At 60.8% G+C, this 22,524-nt stretch carries 23 protein-coding genes and 1 pseudogene; 19 read left to right on the forward strand and 5 right to left on the reverse strand.

Annotated elements, in window-relative coordinates; all coding sequences use genetic code 11:
- The first annotated feature begins 205 nt into the window (after window positions 1–205).
- From LB547_RS23700 to LB547_RS23715, 4 genes and pseudogenes are all read left to right on the forward strand, one after another.
- A complete protein-coding gene (locus LB547_RS23700; protein ID WP_140499723.1) occupies window positions 206–427 on the forward strand; it encodes a hypothetical protein in 222 nt (73 codons plus the stop codon).
- A gap of 633 nt (window positions 428–1,060) precedes the next feature.
- Window positions 1,061–1,507: pseudogene (locus tag LB547_RS23705) on the forward strand (MucR family transcriptional regulator).
- 61 nt (window positions 1,508–1,568) lie between these two features.
- Window positions 1,569–1,859 carry a hypothetical protein gene (locus LB547_RS23710; RefSeq protein WP_140499721.1) on the forward strand — a complete coding sequence of 97 codons (291 nt, stop codon included), beginning with the start codon at window positions 1,569–1,571 and terminating at the stop codon, window positions 1,857–1,859.
- 135 nt (window positions 1,860–1,994) lie between these two features.
- Window positions 1,995–2,198 (forward strand): CsbD family protein, encoded by a 204-nt coding sequence (locus LB547_RS23715; RefSeq protein ID WP_140499719.1) that lies wholly within the window; start codon window positions 1,995–1,997, stop codon window positions 2,196–2,198.
- A gap of 463 nt (window positions 2,199–2,661) precedes the next feature.
- Here LB547_RS23715 and LB547_RS23720 read toward each other — a convergent pair whose 3' ends face one another.
- The 3 genes from LB547_RS23720 to LB547_RS23730 all read right to left on the reverse strand — a co-directional run bounded on the left by LB547_RS23720 (window position 2,662) and on the right by LB547_RS23730 (window position 5,742).
- Window positions 2,662–2,913 carry a helix-turn-helix domain-containing protein gene (locus LB547_RS23720; protein ID WP_224646664.1) on the reverse strand — a complete coding sequence of 84 codons (252 nt, stop codon included), beginning with the start codon at window positions 2,911–2,913 and terminating at the stop codon, window positions 2,662–2,664.
- A gap of 593 nt (window positions 2,914–3,506) precedes the next feature.
- Window positions 3,507–4,907: a mercuric reductase gene (locus LB547_RS23725; RefSeq protein WP_140523077.1), complete on the reverse strand. Its 1,401-nt coding sequence runs from the start codon at window positions 4,905–4,907 to the stop codon at window positions 3,507–3,509.
- An 88-nt stretch (window positions 4,908–4,995) separates the two neighbouring features.
- Window positions 4,996–5,742: an SDR family NAD(P)-dependent oxidoreductase gene (locus LB547_RS23730; RefSeq protein WP_140499716.1), complete on the reverse strand. Its 747-nt coding sequence runs from the start codon at window positions 5,740–5,742 to the stop codon at window positions 4,996–4,998.
- 117 nt (window positions 5,743–5,859) lie between these two features.
- On the opposite strand from LB547_RS23730, the gene LB547_RS23735 reads away from it, so the two are divergent.
- Entirely contained in the window at window positions 5,860–6,741 is an 882-nt protein-coding gene (locus LB547_RS23735; protein ID WP_140499714.1) for a LysR family transcriptional regulator, read from the forward strand.
- Window positions 6,742–7,231: 490 nt separating this feature from the next.
- On the opposite strand, the gene LB547_RS23740 is transcribed toward LB547_RS23735, so the two are convergent.
- Window positions 7,232–7,861, reverse strand: a complete 630-nt coding sequence (locus tag LB547_RS23740) for a HipA domain-containing protein (protein ID WP_210239470.1) — start codon at window positions 7,859–7,861, stop codon at window positions 7,232–7,234.
- A gap of 951 nt (window positions 7,862–8,812) precedes the next feature.
- Here LB547_RS23740 and repA point away from each other — a divergent pair.
- The 5 genes from repA to LB547_RS23765 all read left to right on the forward strand — a co-directional run bounded on the left by repA (window position 8,813) and on the right by LB547_RS23765 (window position 13,737).
- Entirely contained in the window at window positions 8,813–10,015 is a 1,203-nt protein-coding gene (repA, locus tag LB547_RS23745) for a plasmid partitioning protein RepA (RefSeq protein ID WP_140499712.1), read from the forward strand.
- A 77-nt stretch (window positions 10,016–10,092) separates the two neighbouring features.
- Complete coding sequence (gene repB / locus LB547_RS23750) at window positions 10,093–11,058, forward strand: plasmid partitioning protein RepB (protein WP_140499711.1); 966 nt, start codon at window positions 10,093–10,095, stop codon at window positions 11,056–11,058.
- A gap of 155 nt (window positions 11,059–11,213) precedes the next feature.
- Complete coding sequence (gene repC, locus LB547_RS23755; protein WP_140523080.1) at window positions 11,214–12,419, forward strand: plasmid replication protein RepC; 1,206 nt, start codon at window positions 11,214–11,216, stop codon at window positions 12,417–12,419.
- Window positions 12,420–12,832: 413 nt separating this feature from the next.
- Window positions 12,833–13,222, forward strand: a complete 390-nt coding sequence (locus tag LB547_RS23760; protein ID WP_140523083.1) for an MbcA/ParS/Xre antitoxin family protein — start codon at window positions 12,833–12,835, stop codon at window positions 13,220–13,222.
- Window positions 13,219–13,737, forward strand: coding sequence for an RES family NAD+ phosphorylase (locus tag LB547_RS23765; protein WP_140523085.1), 519 nt, complete (start codon window positions 13,219–13,221; stop codon window positions 13,735–13,737). The genes LB547_RS23760 and LB547_RS23765 overlap by 4 nt, the downstream gene beginning before the upstream one ends.
- A gap of 44 nt (window positions 13,738–13,781) precedes the next feature.
- Here the strand turns inward: LB547_RS23765 and LB547_RS23770 are convergent, their stop codons facing one another.
- Window positions 13,782–14,909, reverse strand: coding sequence for a site-specific integrase (locus tag LB547_RS23770; protein ID WP_140523089.1), 1,128 nt, complete (start codon window positions 14,907–14,909; stop codon window positions 13,782–13,784).
- Between the two features lie 246 nt (window positions 14,910–15,155).
- Between LB547_RS23770 and LB547_RS23775 the strand changes: the two genes are divergently transcribed.
- The 9 genes from LB547_RS23775 to tnpC all read left to right on the forward strand — a co-directional run bounded on the left by LB547_RS23775 (window position 15,156) and on the right by tnpC (window position 22,441).
- Window positions 15,156–15,452: a hypothetical protein gene (locus LB547_RS23775; RefSeq protein ID WP_140523092.1), complete on the forward strand. Its 297-nt coding sequence runs from the start codon at window positions 15,156–15,158 to the stop codon at window positions 15,450–15,452.
- Complete coding sequence (locus LB547_RS23780) at window positions 15,442–16,035, forward strand: type II toxin-antitoxin system VapC family toxin (protein WP_140523095.1); 594 nt, start codon at window positions 15,442–15,444, stop codon at window positions 16,033–16,035. Before LB547_RS23775 ends, LB547_RS23780 begins: the two co-directional genes overlap by 11 nt.
- A gap of 246 nt (window positions 16,036–16,281) precedes the next feature.
- Window positions 16,282–17,301 carry a DUF1403 family protein gene (locus tag LB547_RS23785; RefSeq protein WP_140523097.1) on the forward strand — a complete coding sequence of 340 codons (1,020 nt, stop codon included), beginning with the start codon at window positions 16,282–16,284 and terminating at the stop codon, window positions 17,299–17,301.
- Window positions 17,302–17,306: 5 nt separating this feature from the next.
- The gene (gene scpB, locus LB547_RS23790; protein WP_181165401.1) at window positions 17,307–18,011 is read left to right on the forward strand and encodes an SMC-Scp complex subunit ScpB; all 705 of its coding nucleotides are present in this window, start codon (window positions 17,307–17,309) and stop codon (window positions 18,009–18,011) included.
- 116 nt (window positions 18,012–18,127) lie between these two features.
- Window positions 18,128–18,904, forward strand: coding sequence for a hypothetical protein (locus LB547_RS23795; RefSeq protein ID WP_140523100.1), 777 nt, complete (start codon window positions 18,128–18,130; stop codon window positions 18,902–18,904).
- A gap of 479 nt (window positions 18,905–19,383) precedes the next feature.
- A complete protein-coding gene (locus LB547_RS23800) occupies window positions 19,384–20,007 on the forward strand; it encodes a hypothetical protein (RefSeq protein ID WP_140763771.1) in 624 nt (207 codons plus the stop codon).
- A 35-nt stretch (window positions 20,008–20,042) separates the two neighbouring features.
- The gene (tnpA, locus tag LB547_RS23805; RefSeq protein WP_064993414.1) at window positions 20,043–20,486 is read left to right on the forward strand and encodes an IS66-like element accessory protein TnpA; all 444 of its coding nucleotides are present in this window, start codon (window positions 20,043–20,045) and stop codon (window positions 20,484–20,486) included.
- On the forward strand, window positions 20,483–20,839 hold the full coding sequence (gene tnpB, locus LB547_RS23810; RefSeq protein ID WP_064993413.1) for an IS66 family insertion sequence element accessory protein TnpB: 357 nt from the start codon (window positions 20,483–20,485) through the stop codon (window positions 20,837–20,839). Before tnpA ends, tnpB begins: the two co-directional genes overlap by 4 nt.
- 69 nt (window positions 20,840–20,908) lie before the next feature.
- Window positions 20,909–22,441, forward strand: coding sequence for an IS66 family transposase (gene tnpC / locus LB547_RS23815; protein ID WP_064993412.1), 1,533 nt, complete (start codon window positions 20,909–20,911; stop codon window positions 22,439–22,441).
- Window positions 22,442–22,524 lie beyond the last annotated feature (83 nt).

The raw sequence follows: 22,524 nt of genomic DNA on the forward strand, positions 1-22,524 counted from the left end.
CCGGCCAGCGGAGGACGATGCTGGCCAAGGGTAGCAACGCTCCCCAAACCATCAGTTGCATCTAAGCGAACAAGGCCGCCCATCTTTCGAATAGCCGCCTTCGTGCACCAGCACCTTAGCAAGCAATTCCTGTTCACCAGCAACAGCCACGACAGTTCCGTTCGAATTCGGACTTGGCTAGGATCGCCTCGGAGAGATCGGGCCGATGGCAAGTTTCAAAGTTGAGGCGATGAACGGCACGAAGGTGATCAGCACCACCTCAGTGGAAGCCCACAGCCATGTTCATGCCGTTGTGAAGGTCGTCCAGCGACCACTGAAGCCCGGGCGAACATCCGGCAAACCCTGGGTGCGCGTCACCGATCTCGGCACGCGCAAGATCAGTGAGTTCGAATTCGCAAGTTACCGGAACCTCAAGTCTCCAGAATAATTTGCAGCACTAGAGGCCGAGCACTGGATCCAGAAAACCGCGGGATACGGCTGACGCGCTGGGCGGGCTTTCAGGAGCCATCGATGGCCGAATTTGTCGTGGAGGAGTTGACAAGATTGGGGCGCCAAGCGCCATTCAGGCGGCGTCCTCATCGAAGGGTCGACGGTGACGACCGGACGCCAACCCGGTATGATGTCGATACGCGTCACACACGACCAAGGTCAGGTCAGCGACTTTCGCTGATGACCGAATATGATGAAACAGCACGGCAACCGGGCTGCGCCGCTCCTGCCGCGAAATGCGGACCGGCGGTTCGCCGCCGTCAGCATCGTGGAGCGCGCGACGGACATCCGCGTCGCCAGCGTTCGAGATGCGGCCCCTGAACGTCGATTGAAGTGCAGGACTGCCTGCACCGCGACGTGAAGCCGAATTAGGCCGCAATTTCGAGGCTTTGGCGCGATCTTCTGGTCGCCTGGCTTTGCATCATCTTGAGAGTATGAAACACCGGGACACCCGCCAGCGCGGTCGTATACGATCGCGCCAATCTACAACCGCAGAACGTTTTGCTCTTTCGCGAATTGCGAAGAGGCAAATCCCAAGTAGAAGGTGCCGAAGCAATAGGAGTTCCAATAATTGCCGGAGCGGACCAATAGTGTCACTGAGATTGTCGAGCTAACCGCGGGTGTTGTCGCCGCATATGTCAGCAACAACCCCGTGCCGGCCGGCGAACTGCCAAACCTCATTGCGTCTCTACACGCTTCCCTGCCTGGTCTGAGCAAGCCTGCCGCGCCGGCAGTTGAGATGCAGGTCCCCGCGGTCAATCCAAAGAAGTCGGTTACTGCGGACTTCATCATCTGTCTTGACGACGGCAAGAAGTTCAAATCGCTGAAACGCCACCTTCGTTACCTTGGCATGACGGCCGATGAATACCGTGCCAAGTGAAAATTGCCAGCCGACTACCCGATGGTGGCGCCGAACTATGCGGAACAGCGGTCCGCTTTGGCAAAGGCGTCGGGTCTGGGGCGGAAGCCGGTCCCTCGGAAGAAACCTCCTGCCAAACCCACGGCCAAAGTCGCCTGACGCGAACTAAATCCTGCCCTTGTACTGGGCAGGCCACCGCCGGTGTGGCAAAAATGGAGCCATGACCCGCGCATCCATTGCCGAAGAGCTTGAGCGTGCCGCCGACCGCATCGCGGACATGCCGCGGCCGGATCTTCAAGTTATCCTTCGCCGCGCCGCCTTGATGCTGCGAAACGTCGCTGGCGTTCCCCTGGAGCCGGCAACAGAAGACGCGCTGAACTCGATCGCCGGAGAGATGAAGATCGGCCGGTCAGATCTCATTCAGATTGTGTTGCGCGAGTGGCTGGAAACCAACGCCTACCTGCCGGTGCGCCAAATCGATGAGGATAGCGAAACGGATGGGAGCGCTTAGAAACTTCCGCAATGATCATCGCGCCGATCAAACCAACGTGCGCCACCATCTTCCCAGCCCGCCTCTCCCGATTATAGCGGAACTCGAGGGCGATTTGTCCGTTCTTCCGATGTGTGATTCGAAGGAGAAGCCACGATGGATTGGAACCGCGTCGAAGGAAATTGGAAGCAGGTCAAAGGTAAAGTCAAGGAACAGTGGGGCAAGCTCACTGATGATGATATCGACCGCATTGGCGGCAAACGCGATCAGCTCGAGGGCCTGATCCAGGAACGCTACGGCATCGAGAAGGATCGCGTACGCCGAGATGTCGATGACTGGTATGGTCGGCAGGGCTGGTAGATACCAGGTTATGGAATTAGGTTCCGCTTGTCTCAATCGATCTAGATGGACTTCCGGGATCGAACCAGGGAGACTGGCCTGCGCTTCGCCGCATGCCGCTGCTGGCCCTGTACGGTGCGTCGAGCCGCGCACCACGTCGACCCTTTGCCTCCGCCGAAGCTGAAGCTCTGGAGATCCCAATGGGTTGGTTCTTCCTGCGCCCCTGCCAAGCTTGCGGCGCGCCTTGCGGCGGTAAAGGCCAACCAAATTTCAGCCAGCCAGCGGAAGCCCGCATCCAGTCACGCATCGAGCGACGTGCAATGGCCCGACGCTTATGTTAACGCTCGACACGCCGTCCTCCATCTCCTCGCGCCCAGCCGCCTTCCAGCATGCAGCCTAAGCTTCGCGTATAACCTTGCCCACCCGCGCCTGCGCCGGCGTTAGATGCCGGCATTTCTTCATGACGGTCGTAAAGTGGCTTTGGCTAGAGAACCCCGCTCACATGGGCGATCTCCGCAATGGCCATGCGCTTGTCGGCAAGCAGTCTCTCCGCCAAGTCGAGCCGCAGATTGAGAACGTAGTGATGCGGCGGCGCCCCGACTGTCCTGGAGAAAGCCCGCACAAAATGAGAGGATGAAAGCCCGCAAACCGCGGCCATATCGGCAAGCGCTAATTTGCGCGAGAAGTTCGCGCTCAGGAATTCCTGCACCCCGGGCATTGCGGGCAGAAAGCCCACCTTTTTCGTTCATCTGTGGATGCGGCGCTGCATCAGTTACGGAAATCCATTCCGGAAAATCATCATTGCGCCGCATCTTCGACCTTGTTACCTCCCGGTGGGAACACCCTGTGGCGCCTCTCAGCTCCCTCACGAAAAACAATTCGTTATTGTTCGATAGTCCGCGCATAGCATACGCACATTGGCGATCCAGAGAACCCCGCGCGGTAGCCTTCTCGAAATCAGGTCGAAGAGATATCGACCGCCTCACATCCAAGATCCAGATGCTTGCAACGGTACCTCGGCCGTTACGATAGGCGATCTTTCCCTCTGCGTTGTTGTCGCTATGGCCCTCCGACGTTTCTTTGCAGGAAAAGTCTCGTGGCCGGGCTGCTTCTGATTACAGAACCGTTCAAGGACCGCACCGGAGAACGAACCCGCAGCTTCGAAATACAGATCAGTCCGGGGAGAACGTTGAGGTGCCCGGTTGCATAGTCGGGACCGATCCGATGCAGACCGTTGGCTGCGTCGCTCGAGCGTCAATTTTTAATGTGCAGGTCAGACGCAGGCAGATCCCGTCATATCAACTGGACCTGCCTGTGATGTTTTCATCGCTATTGATTCGACCTAGGCGGCACGTTGGAGAAGAGAGCTCCTAGTCCCTCTGCGATCGTCAGGTGCGTGATGACGGCATCGCGAAGCTTCGGGTACGGCAGCTTCGCCAGCATGGCAGTCTGGATGGCAGCCAAGACCTCGCCGGCTTCGGAACCGATCATCGTGAACCCTAGGATACGGTCATCATCCCCGCCCACGACAGCCTTCATGAACCCCTGGGTTTCCTCAGTTGCTTCGGTGCGCAAGACGCTGCTCATCGGCAACTTTGCGACGCGCACGCTGACATCCTGGCGTTGTGCTTCGCCTTCGCTTAGCCCGACACGGGCAAGCGGCGGGTCGGTGAACATCGTGTAGGGCACCAGCCGATCGCGCGTGCTGCGGTTGCCGCCTGCCAGATTGTCCCTGACGATGCGGAAGTCGTCGACGGAGACATGCGTGAACTGCGGGCTGCCGGCGCATTCGCCTAGCGCCAGAACATCAGGCGCGCTCGTCTCCAGCCGCTCGTTGACCCGAATGTAGCCGCGTCCGTCGATTTCGACGCCAAGTTTTTCGAGACCAATTCCGGCAGTGTTCGGCACGCGCCCCGCCGCAACAAGGAGATGGCTGCCCTCCAACGTCGGCTCGCCTGATGAGGTGCGCACGGCCACGCTGATGCCTTCGCCAGAGCGGCCATGCACATTGAGAGGCTCCGCCCCTATAAGGAACTCGATACCTTCGCCAGCAAGAAGCCGACGCATCTCATCGGCGGCGTCAGGATCTTCGCGGCCGACGAGTTGAGGACCGGCTTCTATTACGGTCACGCGGCTGCCGAAACGGCGGTAGGCCTGCGCCAGCTCAAGGCCGACATAGCCGCCGCCGAGCACGATCAGATGCGGTGGCAAGACATCGAGCTCCAGGGCTTCGATGTGTGTAAGCGGTCGTGCCGCCTCAAGGCCGGGAATGCTCGGAATGGCCGCATGCGTCCCGACATTGATTGCGACTTTATCACCAACGAGCAGTCGCGTGCCGCCGCCGTTCAAAGCCACTTCGAGCGTCTTTGGCGCCACAAAACGGCCGCTCCCCATGATTAGCTCCGCGCCGCTGGTTTCGTAGGCGTTGAGATGGAAGGCGACCTCCCGGTCGATCATGTCCTGCTTGCGGCGGCGGACCTGCGCCATGTCGGTCACAGCGGGTCCGATGACCGTTCCGAACTCCGCGGCGTGACGGGTGAGGTGTGCGACCCGCGCGCTCCAGAGTTCATTCTTACTCGGCAGGCAAGCGACGGCTGGACAGGAGCCGCCGATCCATCGGCGTTCCACGACCGCAACCTTCTTTCCCGCGCGGGCCAGGTGCCATGCGAGCAGCTTGCCGCCTTGGCCGCTGCCGAGGATCACCACGTCATATTGTTCGGGCTCAGACATGAGTTCTCTCCGTCAGTTCTGGATGAAGGATATGAGGGAGGCCGACTCCAAGACGCTCCCGCAGTGCCGTCGAAGAAAGGCCGGCCGCCTAACGCTGGCCGCCGGAGGCCGTGATGCGTTCGCCTGTCAGCCAGGCGGATTGGTCCGAAGCGAGGAAGATTGCGACGCGCGCAATGTCATCGGGCCGTCCCAGTCGGCCCATCGGCAAGGTTGCTCCGATATTTCTGGCAGTCTCACCTTCGATGCCTGCCACCGCCAGACCCTCGGTCTCGGTCATGCCGGGTGCGATCGCGTTGACGCGGATATTGCGGCCCACGAGCTCGTTGGCGAGCGCCTTGGTGATTGTATCCACCGCGCTCTTCGAGGCGGAATAGATGACCGAATTCGGCACAGGATTGGTGCTCGAAATCGTACTAAGATTGATTACGCTGCCGCCGGCAGGGCCAAAGGCGTTTACGGCTTCCTGCGTCGTTAGGAGGATGCTCAGCACGTTGGTGTCGAACTGGCGATGGAATTCTGCTTCCGTCACCTCCTCCAAAGGGGCGAAGCGGTACACGCCCGCATTGTTGACGAGGATACTGGGCCTTCCGAACGCGGTCTTCGTTTCGGCGAACAGCCGCTTAACGTCGGCGCTCTTGCTTACGTCCGCCTGGATCGCAACGGCCTTGCCGTGGCCGCCCAGGATCTCGCCCACCACCTTGTCGGCATCGCTCTTGTTCGACGCGTAGTTGACGACAACGGCCGCGCCCGCCTCGGCGAACTGCCGGGCGATTTCCGCGCCTATGCCCTTCGATGCGCCGGTCACTATTGCTACTTTGCCCCTGAGATTGTCCATGGTCTTACTCCTTTCAGCTTTGTGAACCGCCGTTGAGTGGCGTGTTGCTCAGGAGTTAAATCATGCGCAAATCGGCGAGTAGCGCTGCCGATCTCATATAATGTATACGTATTCCGTATGAATGATCGGCTCCAGCAACTCGCGATGTTCGTTCGCACGGTGGAAACCGGCAGCTTCTCGAAAGTGGCCCGAGAGTTCGGATTGTCGCAACCCTCCGTCTCGCGGACGGTCGCGGCGCTGGAAGAACGGCTGGGCGTCAAGCTACTCACGCGTACGACCCGCGAACTTTCGCTAACTGATGCCGGCGAGGCGCTGCTTTCCCGGGCGCGCGAGGCACTTGCTGGGATCGAAGAGGCGGAGAGCGCAGCGCGTGGGGCGGATCAGTTGTCGGGGATATTGCGGGTGGCTCTGCCGGCGACTTATGGGGTGCGGCAGATCGTACCGCTGCTGCATGGTTTCTTGGAGCGGCATCCTTTGCTCAAGGTCGATCTCATGATGTCCGACCGCTACGAGAATCTCGTCGCAGAAGGCGCAGACATGGCGCTCCGCCTGGGCAACCAGCCGGACTCCAGTTTCGTGGCGCGTAAACTTGCCGCTAGCCGCCGTTTGTTCGTGGCCGCGTCTACCTATCTCGCACGACGCGGCACACCGACAAAACTCGCCGAGCTTAGTCAGCACCATCTCATTGGCGGTCCCAGTGATACGGGCGATCAGAATTGGACCGCCCATCGCGAAGGCGTTACCGAGGTTCAGCCCGTCAGCCCGCGCGTGCGAACCCGCTCTGCCGCAGGTGCTATCGCTTGTGCGAGCGCCGGCCTCGGTATTGCGATCGCATCGAGGTGGATGTGCGCGGACGAGCTTGTCTCGGGAGCTCTGGTTGAAATCCTTCCTGACTACAGCCTCGAGCCGGTGACCGCCTTTGTCGTGTTCCCCGCCGGGCGACGCCCTTCGCAGAAAGCCCGCGCCTTCAGCGACTATCTGGAGCAGGCACTGCGCTAAAAGGCAGAGTGCAGCCGCTACGCTGAGATCGACTGTTCGCCTGGCACTTTGCCGCCATTGAGAGCCGCTTCTGGCGCGCGTTCAGCACGCGCTGGAGCCTAGGAGCAGATCCGGCGCCTTCATGATAAATCGAGGTCAACCGGCCGAAACGCTGAACTCCTCTTGGCGGCACTTCACGGCCGCTACTGACCCAGCGAGACCTCCTCGCCGGCCTGCATAGGAACCGGTGAACAGGCCGGCCTTCAAGAAGGCCAGAAGCTCGCCCTGCGGTGTCTCGACGAAGATCGGCAAGCTCCGCACGGTCCTTCAGTTTTTTGGACATTCAGCGCTTTCTGAGGACGTCGCGCTCCATCGCGCTGACGCAATGTGGGCGAGCCACTCCTCCGGCAAGAGCGACACGATGAACGGTGGCAAGTTGCCTGGGATCGTCTCGCGAATGAGCAGCGTGCCGCCTGTTCGGTGAGCAGGCTTCCACCGCCTCTCGAAACCGTCATGGATCAGCTGTCCAAGCGAGATCCCGTGCCAGGCAACGAGAAACTCCAATGCGGACTTGTTGCCGGCGATTTGCCGGCGTCGGCCCGCGCCGAAAGATAGCGTTCTGCCCCTGCCCTTCCCGACACCAGCTGTTCTCACGGGCGAGCGCCCAAACCGCGTCCGCGGCTGCTTGCGGCGATCCAAACTCACCGATGAGACGCACAGCAAGTTGTGCCCGCATCTGCCCGGGTATCGCACTCGCATGGTCGCCGCGCAGCCGGAACGCTTCCAAAAACCCCTGTCGTGGGGACGAAGCATCGGTGCGCAACTCCCCCATGTCATCTCCAACAACAACGCCCATCGTCGACGGGTGGGCTGGCGCCTCATTTTGAATAATCTCGAGGGTGCGTAGGCGGGTGCGCTGGTTGCGTCGCCCGCTGATAAAAAGCCGCCCGTCCGGCGTAGGTCCGAGCAGAATCGCACTTGCCGATGACAGATACGCCGTTGGATAGAGATAACGTGCGATCCGAACGGCATGGTTCAGGATCGTGGTCTCGATGTCATCGGCAGCATCGACATAGATACCGCGAACGAGCTGAACCAATTCGCCTGCTTGCGAGCGCAGATGGGCATCGTGCGACTTCACGAGGCCTTCAGAAACTTGGCTCCTCTGACGTACAGCTGTGGCATGGGCCGTTTCAATTGGTCGTGCGCGCATTCGAAAACGCCGAGGCATGTTTGCAAGGCGGGCGGCGGTGCCCGATCCGTGGTCCAGCCCTGACTTGGCTTCTCGTACCGATCCAGCGCAGTCTCGGCAGGCAGACGCAGAGTGCTCCACCGGCGGGGCAACCCCACCTCGCTATCCTCTGCCAATTCGAGAGCCATTCATATCGGCACGTCTAGAGTGCAGGCTGCTCAACGCAGCCGTTCAACTCCTTCTCTCAACGCAACACCGGTCGCGCCGCGATCGACGATTGCGGCCTCTTGAAGTTGCTTGTCACGGCGCCCTTGCGCCTGCGTCGCCATCCGGGTTTGCGGTCGGCAATGGCAGGCAGACTCGACCGGCATCGCTGAAGTCGCAAGGGCAGCCGCCCTGCCCTACCAGGATCGCTGCAATGTGAGCTGCCCAATGATCTCAGTGGCTCGATTTCCGACAGAGCCCTTTACGACATGTAAAACTGGATTCCCGTGGATCGATCGCAATCGGGCGCGCCAATGAGGATCAAAAATTGCAGCGCCCCTGTGCGGTTTGAGCAGCGCTTGGCGGATGGCGTCCGTCAGCGCTGGGCGGGTTGGAACCGCCCTGCCAGGCACCGGTCCGCTTGTGCCACCCTCGACCTTTGACTGGCGCGATCTTTACTGCGGTAAAAACTTGCCCTTGTCGCAGAGAAAACATGCATTTAGCCACGCAGCGGCAGAGTCCTGGGTTCAGACGACAAGCAGCCGCTATGATCTCGCTATTCGGCAGTAAGACGCCTGCTGGTGGCGTTAACCTTCTGTTAACCCAAAACTTCTTGCCGGGCTGTCCGAATCGGAGCTTAATGGCGCTTGTTGAATAGTTTCTTCGCAAAAAGCGCCAATTCAGGTTTCGACAAGAATGAATATCGCCATGCGGCTACCACGCTTCGAGTTCGATGACAAAATCCTCGAGCAGGGTGCTGAGATATCGCGACGCCTCAATCAGTTGCGCATGGAGAAATTTCCACCCAACGCGACCAAGACGCTGCGTTCATTTTCGATGGCAGAAGTCGCCCACTATCTCGGTGTGTCGCAAAACAATCTGAAGCGGCTACACCTTGAGCGCAAGGGTCCTTTGCCGGAACAGATGCCTTCCGGGCGCCGCTCCTACACGGCCGCGCAGATACTCGAACTTCGCCATTTTCTGGACCAGCATGGCAGGACCGAGGTCAAGAAGTATGTCCCGCACCGCAAACCCGGCGACAAGCTCCAGGTCGTTGCGGTCGTCAATTTCAAAGGGGGCAGCGGCAAGACAACGACTGCCGCCCACCTTGCCCAGCACTTGGCTCTGACAGGTCACCGGGTCCTCGCGATCGATCTCGACCCGCAAGCCTCGCTGTCTGCTCTGCATGGATTTCAACCGGAACTCGACCGCAACCTCTCGCTCTATGAGGCGATCCGTTACGATGACGAGCGCCGGCCGATCTCCGATGTGATCGTGCCGACGAATTTTCCTGGCCTGGATATCATTCCGGCCAATCTCGAGCTGCAAGAGTACGAGTATGACACGCCGCTCGCTATGCAGGACAAATCCTCCGCTGCCGGCCGGCAGTTCTTCGTCAGGATTGCAAACGCCTTGTCCGAGGTGGACGACCGCTATGACGTGGTCGTCGTCGACTGTCCTCCGCAACTTGGCTATCTGACTCTAACGGCCATGTCGGCGGCGACGTCCGTTCTGATCACCGTTCATCCCCAAATGCTCGACCTGATGTCGATGAGCCAGTTCCTTTTGATGCTCGGCGGCATCTTGAAGACCATCAAAGCCGCTGGCGCGGCGATCGAACTCGATTGGTTCCGCTATCTGATCACGCGGTACGAACCGACAGACATTCCGCAAGCCCAGATGGTCGGCTTCATGCAGTCCATGCTTGCTGGCCAGATCCTCGAAAATCCCATGCTCAAATCGACAGCGATCTCGGATGCGGGCCTGACGAAACAGACGCTCTATGAGGTGGAGAAGTCGTCTTTTACCCGCTCAACCTATGACCGGGCGATTGAATCGCTCGACGCGGTGAATTCGGAGATCACGACACTTATTCACCGCGCCTGGGGACGGACATGACGACGCGGTTTACGGCAGTAAATAGTGGCAATTTTTGCCGTGAATTCAGTCCATTAGCCGCGAATCGGAGCGATTGAATGGCACGCAAGGACATTTTCGGAAGTGTCATGGGTCCCGCATCGGCAGTCGCCGATGCCCAGGACGTCTCGAGCTACGCCGTTCGTGGTGCATCACGGTCGATCATACAGTCGTTCCAGGAGCTCTCGAAGGGCTCAGTCGTCGATCTCGATCCGGATTTGGTCGACACCTCATTCGTGTCGGACCGTATCGACGATGACGATGAAGCGTTTCAGGAGCTGCTGGTTGCAATTCGGGAACGTGGCCAGGATTCTCCTGTGCTGGTCAGGCCCCACCCTGACATTTCGGGACGTTTTCAAACTGTCTTTGGCCACAGGCGCGTCAGGGTTGCCCGGCAGCTGGAACGGCCTGTGCGCGCCGTCGTCAAGAAGATGGACGATAGGGACCATGTCATCGCCCAAGGCCAGGAGAACGCCGCCAGAGCTGATCTGTCCTTCATCGAACGGACGCTTTTTGCCGACCGCATCCTCAAGCGGGGCCATTCGCCTGATACGGTGAAGTCGGCCCTCGCGCTCGACGATACGACCTTCTCGAAGATGCGCTCCGTGACCAGCACCATTCCAGAACAGGTCATTTTGGCGGTAGGGGCTGCCAAAGGCGTTGGCCGAGACCGCTGGTGGCAGCTTGCCAAGCTTATGGAACATCCTGGTGCGGCGGCGAAGGCCATGGAGTGCGTGAGCCGCGCCGATTTCGCGCAGCAAGGCAGTGAGGCCCGTTTTGCCCGTCTGTTCGACCTTGTGAGCGCCTTAGAAAAGCGCCCACGCGCAGCAGCGAAGCCCAAGGAGCGGGCGTGGATGCCCCAGGACAAATCCGTTCAGGCCAAGATCACCGACACGGGAAAAGTGTTTACGCTTGCCTTTAAGTCCAAGGAAGCATTGCCCTTCGGTACATTCATTGCCGGCAAACTCGATGAGCTTTTCGAGGCATTTCGGGAGTCGGAAATGGCGAAGAAAACAGGAGACTAAGACCGCAAAAGAAAAAGGCCCCCGAACGTCACCGTCGCGGAAGCCCTTCTCACGTCTGTAGCAAGCTGAGAATCGCATTTCCCCGAATCACTGTCAAGAGTCGTGGCGCCGTTTCGGCGAGCAGATTTCTTTTGCCTGATTGAAAGGTGAGGGAAATGGAGAGTGGGTACGCGACGACGCCCTTTGGGCGGCGGCCGATGACGCTTGCGCTGGTGCAGGCGAATGCGGCATCACGGGAGATCCCGCAAGGATCTGCTGTCGAAAAATGGCAAGTCTACCGTTGGCTATGTGAAGGTAAGTCCATCATCGGCGTGGGTGACCGCGCCCTGGCAGTGCTGAACGGGCTGTTGTCCTTCTACCCGGATGACCAGGTCAGTGAAGAAAACGGCTTGATGGTTTTTCCGTCGAACGCACAGTTGTCGCTGCGCGCGCACGGCATGGCCGAGTCCACGCTTCGGAGGAATCTGGCCGAGCTGGTGAGTTGCGGGCTGATTGTCCGCCGCGACAGTCCGAACGGCAAAAGGTTTGCTCGCAAGGGGCATGGCGGGAATATTGCGGAGGCATTTGGGTTCTCGCTGGCGCCGCTGCTGACACGGGCAGCGGAATTCCAGCGAGCGGCGGAGCAGGTCCGGTCCGACGCTCTGGCGCTCAAGTTGATGCGCGAACGGATCACGCTCCATCGACGCGATATTCAAAAGCTTGTCGAGGCCGCGATCGAGGAGGGCGCCGCGGGCGATTGGGGGGCGGTCTGGAGACGGTTTAGGGCTATCGTGGAGGCAATACCGCGCAGGGCCGGCCTGTCCGATCTGGAGAGCATCGTTGCAGATCTCGCCGAGCTCCACGATGAAGTGGATAGGATGTTGGAAAGCTTTATGAATTCCACGAATCCTAGCGCCAATGAATCCCATAATGAGCGGCAGCAATCTGATTCAAACACAGACTCTACTTTTGTATTTGAACCAGCTTTCGAAAAAAGCAGGGCGGCGGCCGAGCCAGCATCTCCTCCGGCTGAGAAGCCGAAAGGCTACCCAATTGGACTGGTGCTGCGCGCTTGTCCCGAAATTGCGGACTATGCCGTTAACGGGATCGGAAACTGGCGCGATCTGATGATGACTGCCGCCCAGGTGCGGGGATACCTTGGCGTTTCGCCCTCAGCTTACGAGGAGGCCTGCCATGTGATGGGCCAGGAGGTTGCCGCGATCGTGATTGCGTGCATCCTGCAAAGGGCGCAGCACATCAATTCGGCCGGCGGCTACTTGCGTGTGCTGACCGACAAGGCGAGGGCGGGAGAGTTTTCGGTCGGACCGATGCTCATGGCAGCCCTGAAGGCCAATGGGGCAACAGCAAGAATGACCGGATGATGATGAGCACCACAATTTGTGCGGGCGCTCGACCAAACGACCGCTCTGCCTGTAGATGCTTAGCCGACTTTGTCGTGTGAGACCTTGCCCCCTGCATGTCATCGCACGACCGGGCAACATTCTGATCAACCCAGCTTATGCCGTTTTTTACTGGGCCGCGGCTGTTTGGCTCCTGATCAGGGCAGGGGAGGGGCGTTACAGTCCTGAAGCCACCGGGCTCAAAAATGCTCCAGCCGGCGGCAGAGGCGCGACGGGTGTTTGCCGAACTCGCTACCTCGACATGCTCGCGCGCACGGTCGGCTCGATCGGCGTCCGTACTCGGGCGGTGGCAGCAGCCCGGGCTTGAAAGCTGCCGAGAACTGCCATATCTTTTGCACAAGAAATATGCCTCTCAATATGGTAGGACGAATTCTGTGGCCCCTGCATTCAAGATCCTCGAGCAGAATGGACCTCTCATCTTGTCCTATATGGACCGGAACGGGAAGATTGCGATCGAGCAGGTCGCGGACGGTTTTGGCATGTCCAAGGGCCAGTTGGCCCAGACCGCCGGTCTTGCGCGCGAGACCCTTTATCGCTCAGAGCGCAGCGCTGCGGTAAAGACACAGGGGCGTCTGCGGGAAATGCTCGAGATCATCAGTCGCGTGACGGATTGGGCGGGTGGCAAGGAGCAGGCGATGGCTTGGTATCGGGCTCAGCCGCTTCCAGCATTTGGCGGACGCACCGCTGAGGCGCTGGTGAAGGATGGCAAGGCCGCAGCGGTCCGTGATTATCTCGATCATATGGCCGTCGGTGGTTTCGCTTGAGGTTCGTTGGAACCTGCTACCGGGCACACGATCCACGTTGGGCATTCAAGCCGACTTCCGGCGAAGGGGCGGCGATCAGAGGTGCGCGATTAAATCCCAAAGGCGTGCCGGCGCTCTATTTGGCGCTGACCATCATGACAGCGGTCAAGGAAGCCAACCAGGGGTTCGCGCACCGGATCGATCCTTGCGTGCTGTGTTCCTATGAGATCGACTTCGATGACATCGTGGATTTGACAACGGACGAGGCGAGGGGAGAATTTTCTATCGCGCTCGAGGACATGGCCTGCGCCTGGGCGACGGCGCTTAGCGACGGAGAGCGCCCGGCGTCCTGGTCCGTCTACGACAGGCTGCGGCCTCGGAATATTGCCGGCATTGTGGTCCCAAGTTTCGCGCCGAGCGCCGAGAAGGAGGATCGTAACCTGGTCCTTTGGGACTGGGGTCCGGGTCTGCCGCACAAGGTAGCCGTATTCGACCCAAGCGGCCGGTTGCCGAAGGACCAGCTGTCCTGGAGATAACGCACTTTTCCGCATCCGAAGGGCAGGGGAGGGGCGAGCCCGGCCTATAGTCCGCTCGCCTTTGTGAGGTTGACACGGAAGCGATCGCGTCGGCGCTGATAGCGGCGAGTCATTTCAGCCGAGGCATGGCCGAGCTGCTTTTGCACATAGCGCTCATCGACTTCGGCCGAGGAGGCGAGGCCAGCGCGTAGCGAATGTCCGGCAAAGAGCTTTGCTCGTTCACCTTCCGACAGATCGCCGCGCACGCCGGCCGCCAGCGCAGTGCGCTTGACCAGGCGCGCGACCTCCTGATCGTTGAGCCGATCGGCGCCGACCGCCTTGCCCTGCTTGGTGACGCGCCTGAAGAGGGGACCGTGCGCGATACGGGCGAGCTTGAGCCAGGTCTGCACCGCGACAACCGGGCAGGTGGCATCGGACGACCCGCGCCCGACTTCAACCTCCCGCCAGCCGGTCTTGCCGCGAAGCGAAACCAGCATGCCCTTGTCGAGGATATCGATCCAGCCGCGGCCGTCCTCAGTCTGGTCGCGGCCGACGTCCAAAGCCACGATCTCGGAGCGCCGCAGGCCGCCGGCGAAACCCAAGAGCAGCATGGCGCGGTCGCGCAGGCCGCGCAAGGTTCCGCGGTCGAGTGTTTCTAGCATAGCGGTCAGATCCTCGGGAAGGATCGCCTCCTTCTGCCGGGGCGGGGCGGCGTGCTTGTTGCGGATGCCGGCCATCACGGTGGCGATGTGCCGATCCTTGCGGTCCAGCGGCTGGCCGCGCTGCGTGTAGTTCCAGGTCAGGGATGACAGGCGGCGCTCGATCGTCGCTACCGCCTTTTTGTCCCTTCCAGTGCCCGAAGCCTGCGCGGTGATATAGAGGCCGACGGTCTGCGGGTCCGGCCGCGATGGATCAAAAGACTGGCGCCGGCACCAGGCGCAAAAATGCTTCCAGTCGGCTGCGTAGGCGCGACGGGTGTTCGCCGAACTTGCTGCCTCGACATAATCGCGCGCACGGTCGGCGAGCTTTTCGAGATGCGTAGGCAACGATGTCTGTCGCGGGTCAAGGACCGACGGGAGAGGGGAGGGGCCTTCATCCGACCGCCCCATCTCCATGACGACGTCGACAATGTCCGGCAGGTCATCGGCGTCGATTGCGTCGGTGGACACCATCAAATTACGGGCTTTGCCCATCCAGCCTCGTCCATTCTAATGTCGCAGCAATGCGATTCTTGCGAGCGAAGGTGCGGCCAAAGTCCGGAATTGTCCACCGCGAGCTGTGTGACGGAATAGCTGAGGGAATTGTGTCCGCTCCGGTCTTGGTATCGCATCAGCGGGAGCGCAACGGGCCTGTCCGATCCAGGGATGGCCTCTCAAGGGTGGTCTCTCCTTGTTTTCATGTTCAACATCCTATTCCGTTCAACAGATGGAGATCCCAAGATGACCATACGTGGCGCAGCGACAGCCGCAAGCGAGGAGCGGATCGCCCACACCCGCAACCGTCTGGTGCTTGAGCAGGCGAGGGCGGTCGGCCTGCTTGGCGCGGCCAAGAACACCCGCCTTTCCGGCAGGGTGTCGTCGGAATTGATCGAGGCGGCAGAGAAGCGCGCCCATGTGAGCTCAGACACCGAACTGCTTGAGCTCGCCTTGTCGCGGCTGGCGCTCGAGGATGATTTCGGCGCCCGGCTCGTCGGCCGCAAGGGCAGCATCTCCGCGGACATCGATCTTGGCATTTGATCTAGGCGGCGCACTGCGGTCCCTAAAACCTCAGCGGCGCAGCGCTGGGCTGGAACGGCGACCGGATTCCGCCCTGTCCTGGGCAGGTGACCAGTCGCCCGTCGGCGGCGTATTGCTCCTCGACACCAGCGTCTATCTGGATGTCCTGCAGGGACGCACGCCCGAAGCGGTCGATAACCTTCTGACCTATCGGCTCTGTCACCACTCGGCCGTCTGCCTTGCCGAGCTCAGCCATGTGTTCGGCCGGCTCGATCCGGCGCACCCGACGACAAAGTCGGTCCCGGGAGCCGTTGCAGATACGATTGAGGATATTCCGGCGCACCGGCTGCATGCACCCGACGCCAACGCTTGGGAACGCGCCGGCATGCTGGCCGGCCTGTTGTTCCGGCTGAACCATCTGCCGAAAGGGGAGGGGCATGAGCGCCGCTTCCTCAACGATGCGCTGATCTTTCACCAGGCCGGTATGCTTGGGGCGACGGTCCTGACCGGCAATGTTGGCGATTTCGATTACCTCAGCCAGCTTGTTCCGTCGGTGCGGGTGATCTTCTACCGGGCAGCGCCAGGTTTGCGCCCGCAGGCGTAAAAGCGTCAGTGGGATGCACCAGCGCTATCGTTAGCCGTTCCAGGAAAGACCGTCGCGCTGTGGGATGGTCCGGAGGGTCGCTGGGCGTGAATTTTGGGCTTCTGCTCGACGAAAACGGCCATTCGTCCTTGTAGCCCACTAACGAACGATAATGCAACATTATCATTCGTTTGATATGTGCGACAAGTGCGGCGGTTATGTGCAAATAGATTGCTAAAAGCGCCGCCGTGATTCATCGTGCTTGCGATGATTCTGCGACCCAAACCCTCTCTGTCTCGCCATGGCGTGCTCGGCGGCGCCCCTTCGATCGCACCGATGGCAACGGTGCCGGCTTGGTTGCGCCGGGCCATCCCCGATGCGCAAAGCGGTGCAGGAAAAGATATTGAGGACGTGGCGCTCGTTGCCGGCGCCGCCATCGGCGCACTCGATGCGGTGGTTCGGCGGCAGGAGCGGTGGGCCGGCGCCTGGCGGCAGCGGCTGGCAATTTCGGCGGCCGCGGCAACGGCAAAGCAGGCCGGCCGCGTCGAGGACGAAGCGGCCTTGCGCGATGCCGTATTGCTCACAAGACCGGGCGACAACGTCGGTCCCGCCGGCCTTTTCCTTCTTGCTTGGCGGCGGCTGGCATCTCGGCCAGCGCACGATCTGCTGACGGAGAAAAATGTCGAGGCGGTGCTGGAAGATCTAGGTCTCACGCTCAACGATGAGGCGGTCAGCGACCTGACGGACGATCTGCGACAGCTTGCCGCCAACACCGGCACGGTCGAAACGCTGGTCGGAGTCTTCGCGGTCGCGGAGCGTTACGGCTTCCGGCGCGTTCTCGGAGCCTGGCTTGCCGATGTCTTGCTCGCGCAGCGGCTAGGCTGGACACATGCAATCCCTTTGTTGGGCGCCGAAGTGACCTTAGTTGTGGGTACGGGCCGGGCGCGTCGACCAGTGACTGCCGCTCTGGCTGCCGGCGCCGAAACGGAAGCCGATTGGGCCAAAAGCCTGCTGGCCGCGCAGGCGCGCGCTGCGCTGCGCGCCATTGATCTTTTCGCCGAACTCGAGCGCCGCGCGGAACGGCTGCTTGCGGTTGCGCCGAAACTCAGGGCCAAGGCGGCGGACGTCGTCGTGGAAAAGCTGCTCTCTGACGACTCGATCGTCGCCTCGGAACAAATCGCCGGCATGAGCGATCGCGGCCTGCGCCGCCTGTTTGACCGGCTGGTCGAGCTCGGTGCCGTGCGTGAATTGTCCGGCCGCGCCACCTTCCGCATCTACGGGCTGTGAAGACAATGGCGGAGAGTGCACGTAGGCGAGGAGGGAGCCGGCTAGATGACCGTCGATCAGCTGACCAGCTGTTTGACCGGGAGCTGGATCACCTGCCGCCGGAAGCGCGCTGGCGCGAATGGATGAACCGCGTCGAGGCCACGATCTTTGCGGCCAGCGAGCCAGTCGACCGCGAAATGCTCGCCCGCATCGTCGGGAAAAGCTGCAGCATTGATCTTCTCATCGACGACATCCGCGAGGAGCTGCGCGGCCGCCCTTACGATCTGGTTTCGGTCGCCGGCGGCTGGAAACATTTGACCCGGCCTGCCTATGCAGACGCCATCCGCGCTGCTGTAGGTGGAAGTGGGAAGACGGCCGACCTTACGCAGTCGGAGGTTTTGGTGCTGATGTGCATCGGCTACTTCCAGCCGATTACCCGCGCCGAACTGTCGTCGTTCTTCGGCAAGGAGATCAGTCGCGATTTTATTGGTCATCTGCGCGGTGCCGGCCTGATCGCTTCCGGTCCGCGCAGCCCAACGCCGGGCGCGCCCTACACCTACGTGACGACAAAAGAATTCCTGCTGGAGTTCGGGCTCGACACGCTGCGCGACCTGCCGGATTTCGAAGCCCTCGAAGACGCGGGGCTGTTGTCGAAGGAGAAGCTGCTGGCGGGCGACATCATGCCGGAATTTTCAATCCAGCAAAACTCCAACGGCGAGATCGAAGATTAAATGCCCGCTAGCTATTAGCATCCACGCAGATGGTGGATGGTGCTCGCTCCAAGCGTGAGAAATCGTTGACGGGCGAAAGCGGTTAGGAGTTGGATAGCTGCGCAGGGGGAAGAGCCATGCCGCTCAATCTACGTATCGGGATACTTGTCGTCGGATCGCTCGATTGGGAGAGCAAAAGCTACGGCGGGCATTTTGTCGGAAAGCCGGATCAAGTTCGCATGAAGTGGCGGGAGACACGCCTAAAAGCAGACAAGCGGTCGATCCAATACGTTCGTGTCCCGATCCGGTATGGCCGGCGGTCCTCTAGTCGTGGCAACACCTATACGATGGTTTTCTCGCCTGAGCTTGGTCCACGACTTGGTATTGGCAAAATCTTCCGCTGTCGCAATCCTGCCAACGGCATCGACGATTTGGTGCAGGAGGCCAAAGAACTCTGGAGAGCGGAGCAGCCAAATGGCAACGACGTAATCTCCGCAGGCTGGGGATGTGTCGCGATCCTGACGTCGCCCGGCTTTCTCGACCACGAGGACGCTGCGGATCGAACGAAGCTGCTGGAAGATTGGGCTGCCTTTACGGAAAAGCAAAGCCGTTACGCTGATTTCGCATTTTCCGCCGCCGACCGCGCCGCCGCCGGGGATAGGCCTGTGATTGAAAATGGCCGCCTCAACATCCCTTGGCCGAACTTCAGAAACAACTGGCCGCTCTCGCTGGACGTGGTTCTGCTGACAGCGACCAAACCGAAAATTATGCTGAAGGGAGCATACTGCACCGCGCAAGAGATCGCCGACGCTTGGAAAAAGAACAAGAAGGAAGATTACTATTTTCGCAACAATTTGCTTGCCGGAATTCGAACGGCAGACGATGAGGAAATCAAAACGTATCTAGACGGCTGAAGTGTTGCCGTAGTGCCTTAGGGTCGCATCGCGTCATAGGTTTTGCCAAGGTGCCTTGCGCTGCTGGCTGGACCAACCCAAGCGCCCCATCGTGAGAGAAGGGAGACGCAGTCAGCAAGCATGATCGGAAGAGCTTGCTTGGTCCCGACATGAGGATCGCATCCTCGATGCCGGGTGCTCCTTTTCGAAGTGAGCCTAGTGCACCGTCGAGCCAATCAGGTCCCATGCCGCGGCCAAGGTGATAATTTCGCGATCCAGTGCTGAATAGATTTTGCTTGCACAACCTGATCGTAAGCGAGCTGCAAAGCCGCCAATCGCCTTCGGGGAGTTCGCTTTAGCTCTCAGCTTCCCCGATGTGACTAACGCCGCGGCTAGGCCACGTCGGACGGGGGGACACCCGCCATCAGATCTCTCAAAAGGGGAGCAAGGGTTGGGAGGGGACAACCAAAGATAATACGGCGGCTAGGAAGCCAGGCGCTTTGCAGAGCGACAACCCAGTAGCGAACCCTCTTTTCGCCCTCGATGCGAAACCCAAATATCGGCCCGCCGCTCATGCCAACGACACTGGAGATCTGCAAGCCGTCATCGATCTCTCCAACAAATCGCGGGTAGGTGGTCTGGCGCGTGCCAGGCGGGAGCGTCTCATGTCGCAACACGCGAAACATGGTAGGCGAGACTGCGCCGTTTCCCGAAGCGTCAATCGCGGGCGATGTGAATTCCTGAGGCAGACCCAGCATCGCGTAGCCATCAAAGCAAACTCGGTGCTGGTGAATCCACCGCTCCTCATCGAGTGCTACTGTTCCGTTCTTCGCCAGAAGGTTGGTATAGTAGGGACGCAGAGGAATGGCACCAAAATCGAGCCCCTGTTCATCGTCATCGACGATGTAGAATGGCTCGTTTCTCACATCGAACGGAATTGGATTGTCTGTGACACGGCCTTGAGCGAACGTGTCAGCCAGAACGACATCGATGACTTCGATCCTGTCATCGGCGAGTTTATCCTTGAGATCGGCCAGAACGTGTCCTGCGGTGACGAAGCAGGTGGAGCCTGCGATGTCGATCGTAAGCGCTGTTCTGGTGGCACCTTTCGCGCGTGGTCGTGAGGAACGATGTTCGGAGCCTTTGAGGGCTTCGACACATGACGATTTCAGAGCTTACGCTTAAATCCAGCAATCTTGAGCCCGCGCGCCGTTTCGAGGTGTTCACGGGTTCCGGTCGGCGGCGCGAATGGCTGCCGGAAGAGAAAGCCCGGATCGTGGCTGAAAGTTACGATGCCGGCGAGACCGTGAGTGCCGTGGCCCGGCGGTATGCATTGTCCCCGCAGCAGTTGTTCGCCTGGCGTCGGGCTGCTCGTGTGCCGTTGGCGGAAGCGCTGGCACCGGAACCGTTGTTCGTGCCGGCAGTGGTGCCGGCTCCGAAGCCGGAACCGACGGGGAAACAACAGCCACAACGCAAACGGAAAGCTGCCCGCGACGCCGGCGTTATCGAGTTGGAGATCGACGGCGTCGCCATGCGGGTCGGCCGTGGCGCCGACGCCAAGACGGTGGCGGCGGTGATCCGCGCGCTGAAGGCGACGTCGTGATCGGGCCGACGGGTGCGGTCAAGGTCATGGTGGCGACGAAGCCGGTCGACTTCCGCAAGGGTGCGGAGGGATTGGCGGCGCTGGTGCGAGAGACGATGGGGGCCGATCCGTTCAGCGGGGCCGTTTACGTCTTCCGGGCGAAGCGGACTGACCGGATCAAGCTGATCTTCTGGGACGGCACCGGCGTCTGCCTCTATGCCAAGCGCTTGGAGGACGGGGAGTTCCGCTGGCCAAAGGTTCAGGATGGCGTGATGCAGCTGACGGCGGCGCAGTTCTCGGCGCTGCTCGAAGGACTCGACTGGCGGCGCGTCCACGAGGCGCGCCGGACCCGTGTTCCAGCCCAGGCGGGCTGACCCGCGACCAAGTGAATCAGCCTGGATTCCGCTGTCGCGGGCTGTCGACGAATATGGTCTGATCCACTCATGGCGATGACGGCGGACCAGCTTCCCGACGATCCGGATGCGCTGAAGGCGATGGTGCTGGCGCGCGACGTCGAGAACGCCCGGTTGATCCAGATCATCAAGGAATTGCAGCGCCACCGCTTCGGCCGTCGTGCTGAGACGCTGCCGGAAGACCAGCTGCTGCTGGGACTTGAAGAAGCCGAGCAGATCGAGGCGGCCGGCGAGGAGGAGAACGAACAGGCTGCTCCCATGGAGCGTCAGGCGCGTGTCACCAAGCGTCGGGCGAACCGCGGTGCGTTGCCACCCCATCTGCCACGCACGGATATGGTGGTCGACATCGAGGACCATGCCTGCCCGTGCTGCCGCAATGACTTGCATCGGATCGGCGAGGACGTAAGCGAGCGGCTCGACATCGTTCCGGCGCAGCTGCGTGTGATCGTCGTGCGCCGACCCAAATATGCCTGCCGAGCCTGCGAAGACGTGATCGTTCAGGCTCCCGCGCCCGCCCGGCTGATCGAAGGCGGCCTGCCGACCGAGGCGACGGTTGCCCAGGTTCTGGTCTCCAAATATGCCGACCACCTGCCGCTGTATCGCCAGGCGCAGATCTACGCCCGGCAGGGCATCAATCTCGACCGCTCGACACTCGCCGACTGGGTTGGCCGTGCCGCCTGGCACCTGCGTCCGGTTCACGAACGGCTGCTGGCGAAGCTGAAGTCCTCGCCAAAGCTCTTCGCCGACGAGACCACGGCGCCGGTGCTCGATCCCGGTCGCGGCAAAACGAAGACCGGCCAGCTCTGGGCCTATGCCCGCGATGATCGGCCATGGGACGGAGCCGATCCGCGCGGCGTCGCCTATGTCTACGCGCCCGACCGCAAAGCTGAGCGTCCGATCGCTCATCTCGCGGGCTTCACAGGAATCCTGCAGGTGGACGGCTATGGCGGCTATCGCGTGCTCGCCGACAAGAGCGGCGTGACGCTCGCCTTCTGCTGGGCGCACGTGCGCCGGCGCTTCTACGAACTCGCCGCGGCCGGTCCCGCGCCAATCGCCTGCGAGGCGCTGAGACAGATCGCCGAACTTTATCGCATCGAAGACGACATCCGTGGACGATCGGCGGAGCAGCGTCGTGCCGTGCGCCAGGAAAAGAGCCTGCCGATCACCGTCGCTCTCGAGCCCTGGCTGCGCGAGAAGCTCGGGCTGATCAGCCAGAAGACCAAGCTCGCCGAGGCAATCCGCTACACGCTGTCGCGTTGGGAAGGCCTCTCGCGCTTCCTCGATGATGGCCGCATCGAGATCGATAGCAACACTGTTGAACGCTCGATCCGTCCTATCGCGCTAAACCGCAAGAATGCACTCTTTGCCGGATCGGACGGCGGCGCCGAGCACTGGGCCGTCGTCGCTTCGCTAATCGAAACCTGCAAACTCAACGGCGTCGAGCCCCTCGGCTATCTCGCCGATGTCCTCACCAGGATCGTCAATGGCCACCCGAACAGCCAGATCGACGACCTCTTGCCATGGGCCTACATCCAGGCTCACGAACTCAGCGCAGTGGCCTGAGAACATCGCTCTGATGTCCGCTGTCAAGGTTTGGAACGCAGAAGGTCGCCCGATCCGAGGAACGGCTGCTCATTCTGATGAGC

This window comes from Mesorhizobium sp. B264B1B (genome assembly GCF_020165765.1).
Lineage (GTDB): Bacteria > Pseudomonadota > Alphaproteobacteria > Rhizobiales > Rhizobiaceae > Mesorhizobium.

Bases quoted from the DNA above. Each gene is read 5' to 3' on its own strand.
- LB547_RS23700 (WP_140499723.1), top strand. From the start codon at position 206: ATGGCAAGTTTCAAAGTTGAGGCGATGAACGGCACGAAGGTGATCAGC.
- LB547_RS23710 (WP_140499721.1), top strand. From the start codon at position 1,569: ATGACCCGCGCATCCATTGCCGAAGAGCTTGAGCGTGCCGCCGACCGC.
- LB547_RS23715 (WP_140499719.1), top strand. From the start codon at position 1,995: ATGGATTGGAACCGCGTCGAAGGAAATTGGAAGCAGGTCAAAGGTAAA.
- LB547_RS23725 (WP_140523077.1), bottom strand. From the start codon at position 4,907: ATGTCTGAGCCCGAACAATATGACGTGGTGATCCTCGGCAGCGGCCAA.
- LB547_RS23730 (WP_140499716.1), bottom strand. From the start codon at position 5,742: ATGGACAATCTCAGGGGCAAAGTAGCAATAGTGACCGGCGCATCGAAG.
- LB547_RS23735 (WP_140499714.1), top strand. From the start codon at position 5,860: ATGAATGATCGGCTCCAGCAACTCGCGATGTTCGTTCGCACGGTGGAA.
- repA (WP_140499712.1), top strand. From the start codon at position 8,813: ATGAATATCGCCATGCGGCTACCACGCTTCGAGTTCGATGACAAAATC.
- repB (WP_140499711.1), top strand. From the start codon at position 10,093: ATGGCACGCAAGGACATTTTCGGAAGTGTCATGGGTCCCGCATCGGCA.
- repC (WP_140523080.1), top strand. From the start codon at position 11,214: ATGGAGAGTGGGTACGCGACGACGCCCTTTGGGCGGCGGCCGATGACG.
- LB547_RS23770 (WP_140523089.1), bottom strand. From the start codon at position 14,909: ATGGGCAAAGCCCGTAATTTGATGGTGTCCACCGACGCAATCGACGCC.
- LB547_RS23775 (WP_140523092.1), top strand. From the start codon at position 15,156: ATGACCATACGTGGCGCAGCGACAGCCGCAAGCGAGGAGCGGATCGCC.
- LB547_RS23785 (WP_140523097.1), top strand. From the start codon at position 16,282: ATGATTCTGCGACCCAAACCCTCTCTGTCTCGCCATGGCGTGCTCGGC.
- scpB (WP_181165401.1), top strand. From the start codon at position 17,307: ATGGCGGAGAGTGCACGTAGGCGAGGAGGGAGCCGGCTAGATGACCGT.
- LB547_RS23795 (WP_140523100.1), top strand. From the start codon at position 18,128: ATGCCGCTCAATCTACGTATCGGGATACTTGTCGTCGGATCGCTCGAT.
- tnpA (WP_064993414.1), top strand. From the start codon at position 20,043: ATGACGATTTCAGAGCTTACGCTTAAATCCAGCAATCTTGAGCCCGCG.
- tnpC (WP_064993412.1), top strand. From the start codon at position 20,909: ATGGCGATGACGGCGGACCAGCTTCCCGACGATCCGGATGCGCTGAAG.